Source organism: Bellilinea sp. (assembly GCF_053501535.1).
The window spans coordinates 1-15,480 of the sequence record NZ_JBRCOK010000117.1; the positions used below are offsets into that span (position 1 = coordinate 1).

The following is a 15,480-nucleotide window of genomic DNA, read 5'->3' on the forward strand; positions in this document are numbered from 1 at the left end:
AATTTTTCGAGCGGGGCGGCGCACTTCACGCTGGTGATCAGCCGCGGCCCTTCGGATGGGAACGCTTCTTCTTCCGGCGCAGCGCCGCATGGAATGGGGAAGGCGATCGAAACCGTACGCGTTTCCACATCGCGCGTGAACAGCTCGGGAGTCAGAAAGGCGGTCAGCAGCTGGCGTCCTTTGGGCAGGTCGCGGAACAGACGGGGAAAATCCGCTTCGGTGACGCGGTAAGAGATGACGAATGCGGCAATCACCAGTGCGGTGATGAAGGTATTGCGAACCAGGCGCGTCAGGGGCATGTTACACCAGCCTTTCGCGCACTTTGGCGCTGACGTAGTCCAGCGCGATGACAATGACCGCGATGGCAATAAAAACCGCACTCACTCCGCGCATGTTGTTGACGCGAATCAGTTCGATGAGCAAAAAGCCAATGCCGCCGCCGCCTACCAGGCCGATGACGGTAGCCGAACGCACATTGATATCCCAACGGTAGATGGTAAAGGCGGTGAAGGGGGGGATGATTTGGGGGATGACGGCATAGCGCACGACCTGCAGCCAGTTTGCGCCGGTTGCGCGTACCGCCTCGATTGGACCGGGGTCTATCCCTTCGATGACCTCTGAGTACAGTTTGCCCAGTGCTGCGATCGAGTGCAACGCCAGCGCCAGCATACCTGCAAACGGCCCTAAACCGACAATGACCACGAAAACGATGGCAATGATCAGCGATTCAATGGAACGCAGGATGTTAAGCAGGGTGCGGACAACCAGATAAATTGCATAGGTGACCGGATTGCCGCTCATCAGGTTGCGCGCTGCCAGGAAGGAAACCGGCACGGCAAACAAAACCGCCAGACCGGTTGCCAGGAAGGCCATCGAAACGGTTGCCAGCGCGCCTTTCAGCACCTCGTTGCCGATGAAGGAAAGTTCGAAGCCGCCAAGCGGGCGGTACTGCTCGAAATAGACGCGGTGAAACTGCGGGAGGGTGGGGTCGGGCGCCGCTACAAGGGCGGTAGTGGGAACGCGAATGGTCGTGGTCACGGAGCCGTTTTCATCGGAGGTCAGCTTGAGCATGGTAATTTCGCCTTCGCCCAGCATGAGCATGTTGCCGATCGGGTTTTGCCAGTACACCTGGGTTTCGGCGTTCGGCCACATTCCGGTCACACTGACGATGAGTGTTTCGCCCACTCTACCGCAATCGGGAATGACCATGGCCGTCCGTCCGGCATCTTCGCGGCGGGCAGCCGGCGGCTGGCTGGAGCAGGGGACTTCCACCGCTACCCACATCTGATTCACTTCACGGCGCGGCTGGATGAAATCGGGGCGTGTCATTGGCCGCAGAATGGCAAGCGCACGATCCAGGTTGGCGCGGCTGAAGTCAATTTCCACCACCTGCCAGCCAATTGAATAAGCGGCGGCCAGGCCAAAGAAAAGCGGCAGCAAAACCGAACGTCCCCGTCCACCTGCCAGGCTGACGGCATCCCAAATGTTCCACAGCCAGATGAGAATGGGAGAAAGATACCAGAGCGGTTGACCATACCAGACTGTGGTTGCCAGCATCGCCAGAAAACCGACCAGGATACCCACGCCGCGCGCAGTTGCGCCGAGCAGGATCTGCCCCAGGCCGGGTATCACGATCGAAACGAGAGCAATTTTCGCATCTCTCGACATATCCCGCCCCTCACAGTGAAGCAGCGCGGACTTCCTGCGCTTCTTCGCCGTAGATTTCTTTGAATTTAACGCGGTCAATCTCTTCGGCGGATCCCTCAAAGACTTTCATGCCGTCTTTGAGCGCCACCACACGCGTGGCGTAGCGGTGAACGAGGTCCAAAAAGTGCAGCGAGCAGATGACGGTAATTCCCTCTTTGTTGAGCTGCTCCAGATATTGTAAGATGGAGTGTGAAAGGACCGGGTCGAGGCTGGCAACCGGCTCATCCGCCAGAATCAGTTTGGGTTCCTGCATCAGCGCGCGGGCAATACCCACCCGCTGCTGTTGGCCGCCGGAGAGGGAATCGGCGCGGTTGTGGGCTTTTTCCGCGATTCCGACCCGTGCCAGGGCTTGCAGAGCGCGGTCTTTTTCTTCCTGCGGCCAGATTCCGATCAGGCTGGCCCAGGGATTGACATATCCCAATCTCCCGGCAAGCACATTCGTCAATACGCTGGAGCGTTTGACCAGGTTGAATTGCTGAAAGACCATGCCAATTTTTCGGCGGATGTGGCGCAATTCGGTGGGCGAAGCAGTGGTGATGTCCACCCCGTCCCAAATGATTTTGCCTTCGGTCGGTTCAATCAGGCGGTTGATGCAGCGTAACAGGGTGGATTTGCCCGAACCGGACAGCCCAATCACAACCAGAAATTCACCGTCGGCGACATCGAAGGAAACATTTTTAAGCGCCTGAGTGCCGTTCGGGTAAGTTTTGGAGAGGTTCTGGATTTTCAACATGGCAACCTCGTAACCCCGTAACCCCTCCAGCCAGCCTCATGATGGGTAAGGGGGGATGGGTGACGGGCAAAAAATAGGGAGGACAATTCGTCCTCCCTATGGGTTTTTCGGAATGGTTTACTTGAAAAGGGTGGTTGGGTCAATGCCGGAGGCTTCGAGATAGACGCGGTATTCATCGTAGAAGGTATCGTCCACCTCTTTCAACCCCTGAATGCTGTAACCGCCGTTCTTGAGCAGGGTCAAACCTTCTTCCGTCGCGGCCAGATCCAGCAATGCCTTGGTCAGTTTCTCGCGCAGATCAGCCGGGACGTTGCTGGCGAAGGAAACATTGTCGTTCGGGATGAACGGCTCGGAGACCCAGATGATGACCACTTTGTCGTTGACATCCGGGAAGTCATTGACCACATTCGAACGGGCGTCAATGAAAGTTGCTCCAAAGTCGCAGATTTCGCCCTTCGGGCTGAGGTAGACCGACTTGATGACAGTTGGATGCCCCTGAACGAAAGCGCCGGCTTTGACTTTGATATTGTTTGCTTTGAGCAAGCCAAACGGCAGCACATAACCGGATGAGGAGAGCGGGTCAGTCCAACAGGGTTTTTTATCGGCAAATTGCGCCAGCGCGGTGGCCGCATCCGCAGTCGTTTTACCGGTGGCCACGTCATAGTAGGGAGTGAAGCCGGCGGCGGCATTGGCAACGAACTGGAAGCCGTAGTGGTCTGCGCCGTTGCGGATGGTTGCCAGGGCAACATCGGCATAACCCTTGCCGTGCGCCACAACATACTGGGTGGGGGCCAGCCAGCCGATGTGCGCCTGTCCGGCGCCCATGGCTTCAATCATGGCGGCGTAATTGGTTGGGACAACGGTCTTGATGGTCAGGCCGGTCATTTCGCTCAACTTGGCAGCAATTGCCTCGCCGCCGGTCTGAAGTTCCTGGGTGGTTGCGGAGGGGGCCAGTGCCATGATAAGCGGATTTTCAGGTGTACCGAGCTGCGGTTCGGGTGTAGGCGGTACTTCAGTCGGGGCCGGGGGCTCGGTGGGTTTAGGGGCTTCGGTGGGTTTGGCGGCCTCGGTTGGTTTTGGAGCTTCCGTGGGGGGCACGGGCGTAGCCGCCGGGCTGCAAGCAGCCAATACCAGAGAAGCCGTAACCAGCAAAGCAAATAGAATAGATATTGGGCGTTTCATTTTTTTTCTCTTCTCCTTGGGGTGGATTTTCCTGTGAGGTACAGGATGACATCAGGATAATACAACTTAATTAACGGTAAGGCAAGGAAATTTTGGTCTAAATTTAATTAAGGTTTGGTTATCGCTTTGTAAAAAATAGGCATTCTCGACACTGCAGAATCACCAACTTTTTTGTAATTGTGCTGTGCGATCTAATTGCTTACCGCCGAGGTCATTCAAAACCGTATTTGGACCTGGGCAATTCTCTGTGGTTGCCCGATTAAACCGAACTGACGTGATTTAGCCACATCTTCACCCATTCCGCATCTATCCGTGCCAGCCGCGCTTTCTTTAAGTTCTCCCGCATGACCCATTGGATATCTTTGTCTGTTGTAGCCAACCACTTCTCCATTAGCATTTTACCTTCATTGGGTAGAGCGACAACCGCTACACTCCAACAATACCCAAGACCTTTTCGTAATATCAAGAAGTCTTCACTTCGGCGATTCTGAACTCGTTCAAAGGTAGCCGTGATTTCGTCCAGAATTCTCAACACTTCCTTAGCGTGTATTGGTTTAACAAGCAACCGTGGTTCACAGAGCGCGGCCGCCGCAGCCCGTTGTTCTAGCGGTATTCCTTTGCTCCACTTTTGCATTGCAGTTATCAACTGATCCATGCTTACGTCACCGAACCGTTGGAGAGCCATGGCGACTGCCTCACGAATCCGCCACCGTGGATCAGAGGCGTGAACTCGTAAAGTTTCGAGCAATGCGGTGTTGCCTTGAGCGAGTAATCGCCCCAGACCCACAACTCCACAAAAGGCAAGAAATTCGTAGGGCGAGTTTACCGGTGCTTGATCGGCTGTGTAGGCGATGTATCGCCGAAATAGTTCCAGATTACCTTCGTCTGCGACAACCTGCGCAAGTTCAAGGTTCCCGCGGGGTCCGGGAAGCTTTGATTCTTTCAGCAAATATGGATCCCAGTCATCAAGTGTTTGCAGTATTTTTCGGTATTCATCCATTTTTGACATGGTTGGCTCTGATAATTTCCTCAAATCCCATTTTGATCATGTGCCCCTGACAAGACTTTTGAAACAGCATTTCCTTTAAGTCGAAATGGTGTTCACGGTTGCCCGCTAAAATCGGTTTCGGAGGGGATAATCTTCCCTCTCATCAGCCTATTATAAAGCCTTGAAGATATGAATTTTGCCGATGTTATGTGCCATCGCAAACACACTCCTATTTTTCGACGGTTTCCACGGCTTGCGTTAGCCGCTGGTGGGTGGGCGTGGATTCGGCTGCGGAGCAGGACAAAGCCCAAAGCTAGAAAATGCCTGAAAATACCGCACGCCGCCGAAGGTAGCAGTCCCAAACGTCATGTGCACACGGTGTTGGGAAGGATCTTCTCATACGAGTCCCTGCACTGCCCACGCTCTTGCCGATAGTGTGATTGAACCATCGACGGAGAAAATTAACCGCGTTCGCAACACTTCTCTGATTCGATCACATTTTTCAATTTCCAAAGAGGCAAGGTATGTGGGTGCAGCCCCTTTTTCAATCACTTCGGCAACCAGCCGTTCGTATGCTTTATCCGCTTTGGCTGGCCGCCCGCTGCGCGGTTTGGTCGCCAGTTCTTCTACGCCGCCTGTGCGCCAGCGCTTGATCCAGGAGTAAACCGTTGGAATACTTACCGCTTGCATTTTCGCCACTTCATCAGGCTTGTATCCCAGGTGTAACAACCGAATGGCTGTGCATCGTTGGCGCACGCCTGGTCGTTGATCTCGCTTCATTGCAGTCTCTACAATTTGCAACTCTTGTTCGGTCAGGTGATAGTCTCGGGCTTTTGGCATGTTCCCAGTTTACCATGAATAATGGTTTGTTAAGGTACTTTCAACGAACTACTAAGGCAAGGAAATTTTGGTCTAAATTTTATTAAAGTCTGGTTATCGCTGTGTAAAAAGTGGGACAACTCACGGCCAAAGGAATTGGGCGGGGTGCAGTTGCGCGTAGCCGTGACCCATTCTAACCATCTTTGCATCCGGACAATTCTCTGAATTTACCCGCGTAGCCAAAATTTCACCGTTCTCAGTCTGATCACATTCCTCTTTGTAAAATTCTGCAAAAAATGGCTCTTGAAATTTGCGTAAAATTTACTTAAAATGATAGTAACCGATTACGTAAATTTTACGCAATTTTTCAGCGCCTATGACCGCCAAGCTCACCCAAAAACAACTTGCTCATCAACTCGGCGTTTCCGTCGCCACCATCTCGCGGGTGCTTAACGATAAGCCCGGCGTCAGCGATGAAATCCGCGAACGGGTGCTGGAACTGATGGCTCAGGCCGGCTATGCCCCCAACGGGGCAGCCCGCTCGCTGGCCACCTCGCGCACCGGCCTGATCGCTTTTGTCGTCCATCAATCCAGCCATGATTCCCGTGAAGACCCGTTTTATCCCTTCATTGTCGCCGGCGCGGAGAGCTTCCTCAGCAGCCAACAGGTTCACATTCTCTTCACCAGCCTGGATGACGACACCATGCAAAAACCGCAGAACTTTACGGCCGTCGCCGAGCGGCGGGTGGATGGACTGATTCTGGCCGGGCCGGATATTTCGCCCAACTTCATCCTTTACCACCTCTCACAGGGCGTCCCGCTGGTGATCATTGACAACTGCCTGCAAAACAGTGAGGTCAACTGTGTCCTGAATGATGACTTTGGGGGTGAATATCAGGCCGCCCGCCATCTGATTCAGAAAGGCCGCCGCAAGATCGTATTCCTTTCCGGGCCGCTTGAATGGGTCAGCAGCCGCGAGCGCGGGCGGGGTTATGCTCACGCGCTCAGCGAGGCTCACCTCTCTCCGCAGATGGTGTATGCCGCCGAAACCACCATTGCCAGCGGTGAGCAAGCCATGGCCGAAGCGCTCGAACGCTGGCCGGACCTGGATGGCGTGTGTGCCGCCAACGATGCCATGGCAATTGGGGCGATGCGCGTCCTGACCAGCAGCGGCCGGCGCATTCCTCACGACGTGGCTGTGTTTGGCTTCGATGATATTGGCTGGTCAACCCTGACCACCCCGCCGCTCAGTACGGTACATGTTTATAAACGGCAGTTGGGGGTGCTGGCCGCTCAGCGCCTGCTGGATGTGATTGCCGACCCCGAACTGCCGCCGGTCAAAGTCATTTCCGGCACGCGCCTGATTTTACGTCAGTCCACCGGTGATTGATTTCTAAAGGAGGTGAAACGCAGTTCAATAATCTGATCCTTTTGTTCGTCCAACCCCGTTCAAATTCCAATCCATTTTTTAAGAAGAATTCCGGAGGAAGGAAATGAGAAAGCAAGTATTGTTTTACCTGCTGACAGCCTTGACTGTCATGGGGATGGTGCTGGCAGCCTGCGCTTCCCCACAGACCCCGCCTTCACCGACCCAGGCCCCCCAGACCGGTGATCAGGGTGGCCAGGCTCAACCTCAGCCGACCCAGCCTCCCGCCAAACCGGCTGAAAAAGTGACCATCCGTCTGACGACCTGGGCCGGCGCCGGTGAAGCGGCCGAATTGCAGCAAATTCTCGACCGCATCAATGCCGAGAACACCGATTTCCAGATCGTCCATGAGCCGGCCCCCGATGACTACTACACCAAAGTCCAGACCACCCTGGCCGGCGGTACGGCAGCCGATTTGATCTGGCTCTCGCAGGAGTGGATTGCTAACCTGGCTTCCAAAGGCGCCTTGCTGGACATCACCGACTACCTCAAGAACGACAGCAGCCCGGCCGCTCAGCTGGATGATTACTTCGCAGATGTCCTCAAAACGGCTGCTTACCAGGGCCGCTATTATGGCCTGCCGTGGATTGCACAGCCGGTAGTGCTGTATTACAACAAGGCTCTATTCGATGCGGCCGGTTTGGCCTACCCCGATGAATCGTGGACTTGGGAAACCTTCAAGGAAGCCGCCAAGACGCTTACCAAAGACCTAGACGGCGACGGCCGCAACGACCAGTGGGGCTTTACCCTGAACGGCTGGCCGCCTCCGCAGATGTTCGTCTGGCAGGCCGGCGGCGAGGTCATCTCCAATGATCTGAAATCCAGCCCGGTGGATTCGCCGGAAGCCATCAAAGCCCTGGAGTTCTATCAGGAGATGATCTACAGCGATGTGTATGCCCCGCCGCAGGCTACCATTCAGGAACAGGGCTTTGGCGAGATGTTCAAAGCCGGCAAGATTGCCATGTTCATGGGCGGCGCCGCTGATGATTTGGACCGCGTTGAAGGGCTGGATGTCGGCGTAGCACCGGTGCCGGCCGGGCCGGCCGGACGGCAAACCTTCGCCTGGACGGCCTCTACCGTCATTGCTGCCCAGACCAAGAATCCCGAACTGGCCTACAAGGCTCTGGTGCAGCTGACCGAGGGCATCCACGGCTGGAAGATCGTCCCGCCGCGCAAATCGCTGGCAACCGCCGAGGCGATCAGCCGCATTGAGCCGCGCAAAGCCAAGAGCGCCGAGGCAATTGCTCAGGCCGTCCCGTCCATGCGCTCCTTCAACATTCTGCCGCGCCATCAAGAATGGGACTCGATCTTCTGGGGCGAGTTGATGGATCCGTTGTTCCAGAAGAAAGCGACCCCGGCAGAACTGGCTCCTGAAATCCGCAAAAAATTGGAAGCCGTTCTGCCCTGACCGTTCTGAACTTTCAGATAGATTCAACCTCCTGCCTGCGCGGAAGCGCAGACAGGAGGTATCCAAACCAGAAGTTGGGAATTTAGGATGATCATCTCGGCTTGGGAAACATACTTTCCAACGCTCATCCGCTGGAGTGCAGTCGGGGCAGGGGTGATTCTGTTGATGATCGGTTTGTATTACCTGCTGCGCTTTTTCAAGGTCAAACACGAAATCGCCAACGGGTATGCCCTGATCCTGCCGTGGATTCTGGGTCTTCTGATCTGGAATCTTTATCCGTTTGCCCGCTCGTTGTACCTGAGCTTCACCCAGTACAACATGTTTCAGCCGCCTGAGTGGATCGGGCTGGACAACTATGTGCGCATGTTCACCAAGGATCCTTACTTCTGGCCGTCCTTCCGCCTGACTCTGTTCTACGCGGCCCTGAATGTACCGCTGGGGCTGGTCGGCTCGATTCTGGTGGCTTTGCTGCTCAACCGGCCGATCAAGGGCATCGGCATCTGGCGCACTATTTATTACCTGCCGGCCGTCCTGCCGGCCGCGGCGGTTGCCCTGTTGTGGCGCTGGATGTTTTCCCCTACATCCGGCTTGATCAACTTCACCTTGCAGCCGGTTTATAAATTGCTCAACATCGAACCGCTGGCGTGGTTCACCGACCCTGATTTGCTCATGCCGGCCTTCGTGATTATGGGGATGTGGGGGGTGTTCGGCGCAAACACGGTCATTTTGCTGGCCGGTTTGAAGAACATCCCCAAAGAATTGTATGAGGTTGCCGACCTGGACGGCGCCAGTGGTTGGAGTAAGTTAATTTATGTGACCCTGCCGATGCTTTCCCCCACCATTTTCTACAATCTGGTCACCGGTATAATCGGCTCCTTGCAGATCTTCACGCAGGCGTTTTTCATTCCCATTCCGCGCGCCTCGGGCACCTTCCTGAACGTCAAGATCTATCAGGAAGCGTTTAGCTTTGGCAACTTCGGCTACGCTTCGGCGCTGGCATGGTTTCTGCTGGTGGTGATTTTGTTGCTGACCCTGCTGGTCTTCCGTTCGTCAGCCCTGTGGGTTTATTACGAAGGCGAAAAACGCTCGTGAGGTGAAATGGACATGAGCTCGATTTCCCTTTCTGCAAAAGCTGTTCCGGAAAAAGCCCAATTTGGGATGCGGGCGCGGCGCACGCTGGCGGACATCATTACCTATATCTTGCTGGCGCTCTTTTCGTTGTTCGTGCTGATTCCCTTCTTTTACATGTTCTCCACCTCGCTGAAGCCGGAAAGTCAGCTGTTCATCTGGCCGATTCGCTGGATCCCCGAACCGATCCTGTGGGAAAACTACGTGCGCGCTTTTCAGGAATTGAATCGGATTGCGCCGGGATTGAATTTCTGGCGCATTTTGGGCAACACGCTGTTCATCACCATTCTTGCCATGGTTGCTGAATTGATTGCCGTCTCCCTGGTAGCCTTTGGCTTTGCACGCTTTCGCTTTCCGGGGCGGGATGTGCTGTTCATCCTGATGCTTTCGACCATGATGCTGCCGGGCATCATCACGCTGATCCCGATTTTCGTCATCTGGCGCAATTTGGGCTTAATTGATACCTACGACCCGCTGGTGACCGGCATCTGGCTGGGGGGTGGAGCCTGGGCGGTGTTCTTGCTGCGCCAGTTTTTGCTCTCCATCCCCAAGGAAATCGAGGAGGCAGCCATCATTGACGGGGCAAACACCTTCCAGATTTACTACAAAATCATGCTGCCGCTGGTCAAGCCGGCTTTGCTGGCGTTGGGCGTGCTCATCTTTCAGGGCAACTGGAACAACTTTATGGGGCCGCTGATTTATCTCAACACCCCGGTCAAGTTCCCGATGGTGGTTGCCCTCAAGTTTTTCCAGGAATCGCTTTCCAAAGAAGCTCCCAAGTGGCATTACATGATGGCGATGTCCACGGTCATGGCCGCCCCCATTCTGGTGTTGTTCTTTACTGCGCAGCGTTATTTTATTGAAGGTCTGACGATTGGAGCGGTTAAAGGTTAAACAATGCGTGTTAAACCCCTTCTGCTGTTGCTGGTCGTTTCGCTGCTGGCAGGTGCCTGCGTCAGCCAGCCGCTGCCCGCCCCCGACGGAGGCGAAGTGGAAACGCCTGCTCTCCTCACATCTCCGGTCGTTACTCCAACATCCGTGGCTACCCCTGTGATTACCCCTCCTCCGGTGCAAAAGCCGATGCGCGACGGACTGATCAACCTGACCCACCTGCAGCACCTGACCGAAATCGTCGAGTGGAACGGCGAACCGATGGGACTGGTTCATATTTACTCGGAAGCGCCGGATTACGGCTGGGTGGACGCTTCCGGTGAGGGAATTGCCTGTGTGGATGATGTAGCCCGGGCTGCGCTGGTCTATTTGATGTACTTCCAGCGCACGGGTGACCCGCAGGCGCTGGAACTGGCGCGGGCTGCCTTGAATTTTGTCCTCTACATGCAGGCCGAAGACGGCGAATACTACAATTTTGTGTTCGACCGCAGCGGGACGATCAACCGCGAGGGGCGCACCAGTTATAAATCCTGGTCATGGTGGGCGGCGCGCGCCCAATGGGCGCTGGCCGCAGCTATTCCGGTATTTCGTGTAGTGGATGGTGCTTACGCCGACCGCCTCGAAACTGCTTACCTGCGCGGCGAAGAAGCTTTGCAGCGGACAATTGGCGCGGTGGGGGCTTACAACGACCTGCACGGCGTGGCGGTCCCGGCCTGGCTGATCGGCAACGGCTCCGATCTGAGCGCGCTCGCCATCCTGGGGCTGGCCGCTTATTACGAAGCCAATCCCAACCCGCGCACCCGCCACTTGATGACCAACCTGGCCAACGGGGTGGCGGCATACCGGCCCGGGGATGAGCGCACCTATCCGTTTGGAGTTTTCCCGTCCACCACAACCTCAACCGCCTTGTGGCACGCCTGGGGCAGCCATCAGGTTCACGCACTGGCCGTTGCCGGCCGTTTGCTAGAGCGCAGTGACTGGCTGGAGGCCGCGAGGGCTTCTGCCGATCAGTTCTATGCCCGCCTGCTGGCGACCGATTTTCTCAATGAGATGCTGCCTCTGCCGGTGCGCGGTGGGCAGATTGCCTACGGGATTGAGGTGATGACCGCCGGTTTTTGGGAACTCTTCCGCGCTACCGGCGAGGAACGCTACGCCCGCTACGCCGGACTGAGCAACGCCTGGTTCTTTGGCAACAACATGGCCGGGGTGGTGATGTACGACTCGCAGAGCGGGCGCACTTATGACGGCATCAACGGACCAACGCCGTTTCGCGTCAACCGCAACGCCGGGGCGGAATCGACGATTGAGGCCTTGTTGGCGCTGCTGATGGTGGAAGATCACCCGTTGGTAACGGCTTACTACTCCGCCAAACCGGCTCAATCCTTCATCGGCTGGATGGTAGAAGCCGAAAACGCTCAACCGCTAACCGGCAAACCACAGTACGGTCAGCGCGGCTGGACGGGAGAGGCGCGTTTTTCCAACGACCGCTATTATGCTCTGCGGGCGGGCGATTCAATCCAGACCATGCTGGACATCCCGCAGGATCAGGCTTATGTATTTTATGTGTCGCACCTGCTGCGCGCTGCGCCGAAGGTCGAGCGGGTCACCCAGGCTGCGCGGGCCGGTTCACCTGTCCAGATAGACGGCGCGCTGGATGAGTGGCAGAACGCCGGTTGGGTGAATGTGGATCAGCCCGAAAACATTCTGCGCGGTGCGGCCGGTTGGCCGGGCGCTGAAAAGGCCAGCTTTCGATTGGCGTTTTTGTGGGATGCCGAACATCTCTACTTTGCTGCTGAAGTGCGGGACGACCGTCACGTGCAGAACGAAGTTGGACCTTCGGTCTGGCGCGGCGACGCGCTGTGGCTGTATTTCAATCTGAGCGGAGACCGGCGCAGCATAGATGCCAAGTTGACCCTTGCTCAAACACCGCAGGGCGGGCAGGTCTGGAACTGGCGCGCTCAAGGCTTTCAGCCGGATGCACGCCTGGCGTGGCGGGAGGTTGAGGGCGGGTATGTTTATGAAGCAGCCCTTTCATGGCAAAGCCTGAACTACTTTAACCCGCAAAAGCAGCCGCGCATCTATTACGATGCCGGCATGGGATTTGGCAGCGGCGGGTTTATCAACTGGTCGGGGCTGGATCCGGATACGCCCTCGAATCTGCTGCCGCTCGATCTGGTCACCGAACTGCAACCGACTGGCGGACAGACTTCAAGCGAGGGGGGGACACCCTTCGATACTGCGCTGCAGGTTACGCTTCTGACCGAAGACGATGGGCAGCCGCCGCTGCTGGAAGCAGTCATCCCCCAGCGCAAATCTCCCGACCGCGACTACCTCTGGCTGGAGCCGGCTTTTGAGGCGCCGGTCAACCTGCCGGCCGGCCGCTACCGGCTGCGAATGGCGTACGCCGGTACTCAAAGTGATCATGAAGCGGTGGTGGATGCCGTCTGGATTTTACCGCAGCGCACCTGCAAATCATTCACATTTGCGGAAAATGCCGAGTTCCGCTCGCTGAACTTTTGTTATGATTGGTGGACGGGTGAGACGGAATGGATCGAGAAGTGAAAGAATCTGCTACGCTGGCGAATTACTCGCAACGGCAGGCAGCGGTGGAGGTCGTCCGGCAGACGGTCACCGAGTGGTGGGATCACTGGTTTGCGCTTGCCGCGCTGGGGGTGATCTGGCTGCTGGCCTGCCTGACACTCATCCTCGCCCCGCCGGCCACACTGGGGCTGGCGGAAGCGCTCCGCTCCATTCCGCAGGGGCAGTCTCCGTCCGTCACGGACTGGTGGCAGGCTACCCGCCGTTATTTTGGGCAGGCCTGGCTGCTGGCGCTGATCAACCTGCTGCTGGCGGTGCTGTTCTGGACGAATTTCTGGTTCTACTCTCAGGTAGGGACGCCGCTGGCTTCCAGTTTGCGCTGGGTGTTCCTACCGCTTACGATGATCTGGTTGATCATCCAGTTCTACGCCGTTTCGTTTCTGCTCGAACAGGAGCGCAAACATGTGGGGATTGCCCTGCGTAACGGGTTCTACCTGATGATGGCTGCCCCGTTGTTCACCCTGATTATCGGGGGGGTGGGGCTGGGATTGCTTTTATTCAGCCTGCTGCTGATTGTGCCGCTGGCGCTGGGCAGCCCGGCTTTGATTTTGCTTTTGAGCTATTTCGCAGTCAGCGAGCGGATTACCGCTTATCAACTGCGCTAAATCGAAATTCACAGGGTATTGAGGCGAATCTATGAAGCACTCTTCCAACCATCATTATCCGCACCTGCTCAAATACTACTCCGATCAGCCGATTCTGACCGCCCAGCACTTTCCGATAGCGGTGAATTCGGTTTTCAACCCGGCTGCGGTCAAATTTGGGGATGAATATCTGCTCCTGACGCGGGTGGAAGACCTCAGCGGGGTTTCCTGTCTGTGGCTGGCGCGCAGCAAGGACGGGGTGCACTTCACCCCCGATCCGCAGCCGGCTCTGCTGCCCAGTCAGGAAGAGCCTTTCTCTCATGTGGAACGTTACGGTGTCGAAGACCCGCGCATTACCCCCTTTGGGGACACCTTTTACATCACCTATGTCGGTTATTCGGAACATGACTGCGTCACCCTGCTGGCCGAAACACGAGATTTTCGTTCCTTCCGCCGGGTGGCGATTTTAGGCCTGCCGGAGAACAAGGATGTCGTCCTTTTTCCTGAAAAAATCGGCGGGCGTTACGCCAAACTGGATCGGCCGATGACCCAGACCTCGCGGCGCGGTGAAATGTGGATTTCCTTTTCGCCGGATTTGATTCACTGGGGCAATCCTCTGCCGGTGATGAGCGCCCGCCCGCACCGCTGGGATTCGTTCAAGATTGGCGCCGGCGCTCCGCCGATCAAAACCGAGGCCGGCTGGCTGGAGATTTACCACGGCGTTAAGCTGACCGCTGCCGGCGCGCTTTACCGACTTGGGGCGGTGCTGCTCGATCTGGAACAGCCGTGGAAGGTAATCGGCCGCGCTGATGAAGCGATCCTCTCGCCTGCCCTGCCGATGGATTTTCATGGCAATGTTGCCAATGTGGTCTTCACCTGCGGCGCCATTTTGGAGCCGGACGGTGAGTTGAAGGTGTATTACGGCGCCGCCGATCAGGTGATTGGGCTGGCGGTCTGTCCCGTTGAGGAGGTCATTCAGTTATGTTTGAAAGCCGCTCACAGATCATAATGCCGGCGGGTTTGGGGCTGATCGGTTTTGGGGGATTCGGTCAGTTTATCGCCGATGTGTTTTCCGAAATGCCGCAGGCGCGCCTGCGTGCGGTCTGCGATGCGGACGCCGCTCGCCGCAAACTGGCTGCCGAACGGTATGGGGTGCGCACCTTCGAAAATCCGCTCGAATTGATTGAATTGCCCGAAGTGGAGGTGGTGGTGATTTCGACCCCGCCGAATACCCATGCGCCGCTCGGCATCGCCGCCGCGCAAAAAGGCAAGGCTGTTTTTTGCGAAAAACCGCTGGCTACCACCTTCGAGGATGCTGCCAGACTGATTCAAACTGCTCAGGAGAATTCGGCTGCCCTGATTGTGGACTTTGTTCAGCGTTACAACCCGCTCAACGAGGCGGTGCGCGATCTGGTGAGGGAGCGGGTGTTGGGCCGACTGGTCAATATGGAAGTTACCAATTACGCCTCGGACGAGTTTTTGAAACCCGGTCACTGGTTTTGGGATCGGCAAATCAGCGGCGGAATTTGGGTGGAGCACGGGGTTCACTTTTTCGATCTGGCGGCGTGGTGGATGGACAGTCCGGCCGCCTGTGTGACGGCGCTGGCTTCCAGCCGGCCGAATGGGGAAGAGGATCGGGTCTGGGCGATTGTCCGCCATCAGGACGGCAGCACAGCGACCTTTTGCCACACGTTTACCCAGCCGGCCGCCTTTGAGCAGACCAGCATCCGCCTGGCATTTTCTCGCGGCTATGTGACTCTGGAAGGCTGGATACCGACCCGCCTGCTCCTGCGCGCGATGGTCAACCAATCCGAACTGGACTATCTGGAAGGACGGTTTGAGTGTATTCCCGCAAAGCTGGCGATGCTGAAGGAGGAGAATTGCTGCGGCTGGGCCAGCGGTGAGGAATATGAGGTCAAGTATGAGGCCGAATTTGAGGTGGAATTAAGCGAAGGCAAACAGGCGGTGTACCGCCAATGTGTGGCGCGCGCCATGCTCGACCTGCTGGAATTGACC

Annotated in this window: 14 protein-coding genes; 8 read left to right on the plus strand and 6 right to left on the minus strand. The window is 56.6% G+C overall.

All coding sequences use genetic code 11. The features are described from left to right. The 6 genes from ACWIZX_RS11280 to ACWIZX_RS11305 form a co-directional block, all read right to left on the minus strand. A partial coding sequence (locus ACWIZX_RS11280) for a hypothetical protein (RefSeq protein WP_448335838.1) occupies positions 1-299 on the minus strand: 299 nt, incomplete at its 3' end. Between the two features lies 1 nt (position 300). Next, the gene (gene phnE / locus ACWIZX_RS11285) at positions 301-1,668 is read right to left on the minus strand and encodes a phosphonate ABC transporter, permease protein PhnE (protein WP_448335839.1); all 1,368 of its coding nucleotides are present in this window, start codon (positions 1,666-1,668) and stop codon (positions 301-303) included. A gap of 10 nt (positions 1,669-1,678) precedes the next feature. After that, positions 1,679-2,440 (minus strand): phosphonate ABC transporter ATP-binding protein, encoded by a 762-nt coding sequence (gene phnC / locus ACWIZX_RS11290; RefSeq protein ID WP_322791322.1) that lies wholly within the window; start codon positions 2,438-2,440, stop codon positions 1,679-1,681. A gap of 117 nt (positions 2,441-2,557) precedes the next feature. Beyond that, complete coding sequence (phnD, locus tag ACWIZX_RS11295; protein WP_448335840.1) at positions 2,558-3,622, minus strand: phosphate/phosphite/phosphonate ABC transporter substrate-binding protein; 1,065 nt, start codon at positions 3,620-3,622, stop codon at positions 2,558-2,560. A gap of 259 nt (positions 3,623-3,881) precedes the next feature. Then, entirely contained in the window at positions 3,882-4,631 is a 750-nt protein-coding gene (locus tag ACWIZX_RS11300; RefSeq protein WP_448335841.1) for a hypothetical protein, read from the minus strand. A gap of 375 nt (positions 4,632-5,006) precedes the next feature. Beyond that, complete coding sequence (locus ACWIZX_RS11305) at positions 5,007-5,450, minus strand: helix-turn-helix domain-containing protein (protein WP_448335842.1); 444 nt, start codon at positions 5,448-5,450, stop codon at positions 5,007-5,009. 355 nt (positions 5,451-5,805) lie between these two features. Here ACWIZX_RS11305 and ACWIZX_RS11310 point away from each other — a divergent pair, with 355 nt between their 5' ends. The 8 genes from ACWIZX_RS11310 to ACWIZX_RS11345 form a co-directional block, all read left to right on the plus strand. Then, the gene (locus tag ACWIZX_RS11310; protein WP_448335843.1) at positions 5,806-6,819 is read left to right on the plus strand and encodes a LacI family DNA-binding transcriptional regulator; all 1,014 of its coding nucleotides are present in this window, start codon (positions 5,806-5,808) and stop codon (positions 6,817-6,819) included. A 103-nt stretch (positions 6,820-6,922) separates the two neighbouring features. Then, positions 6,923-8,263: an ABC transporter substrate-binding protein gene (locus ACWIZX_RS11315; protein WP_448335844.1), complete on the plus strand. Its 1,341-nt coding sequence runs from the start codon at positions 6,923-6,925 to the stop codon at positions 8,261-8,263. Positions 8,264-8,350: 87 nt separating this feature from the next. Next, on the plus strand, positions 8,351-9,355 hold the full coding sequence (locus tag ACWIZX_RS11320; protein ID WP_448335845.1) for a carbohydrate ABC transporter permease: 1,005 nt from the start codon (positions 8,351-8,353) through the stop codon (positions 9,353-9,355). A gap of 12 nt (positions 9,356-9,367) precedes the next feature. Continuing rightward, entirely contained in the window at positions 9,368-10,285 is a 918-nt protein-coding gene (locus tag ACWIZX_RS11325) for a carbohydrate ABC transporter permease (RefSeq protein WP_448335846.1), read from the plus strand. A gap of 3 nt (positions 10,286-10,288) precedes the next feature. Beyond that, a complete protein-coding gene (locus tag ACWIZX_RS11330; RefSeq protein WP_448335847.1) occupies positions 10,289-12,844 on the plus strand; it encodes a sugar-binding protein in 2,556 nt (851 codons plus the stop codon). Further along, positions 12,829-13,485, plus strand: coding sequence for a DUF624 domain-containing protein (locus tag ACWIZX_RS11335; protein WP_448335848.1), 657 nt, complete (start codon positions 12,829-12,831; stop codon positions 13,483-13,485). The genes ACWIZX_RS11330 and ACWIZX_RS11335 overlap by 16 nt, the downstream gene beginning before the upstream one ends. Before the next feature lie 31 nt (positions 13,486-13,516). Further along, positions 13,517-14,473, plus strand: coding sequence for a glycoside hydrolase family 130 protein (locus ACWIZX_RS11340; RefSeq protein ID WP_448335849.1), 957 nt, complete (start codon positions 13,517-13,519; stop codon positions 14,471-14,473). Continuing rightward, on the plus strand, positions 14,446-15,480 hold a 1,035-nt coding region (locus ACWIZX_RS11345), incomplete at its 3' end, for a Gfo/Idh/MocA family protein (RefSeq protein ID WP_448335850.1). The genes ACWIZX_RS11340 and ACWIZX_RS11345, both read left to right, overlap by 28 nt.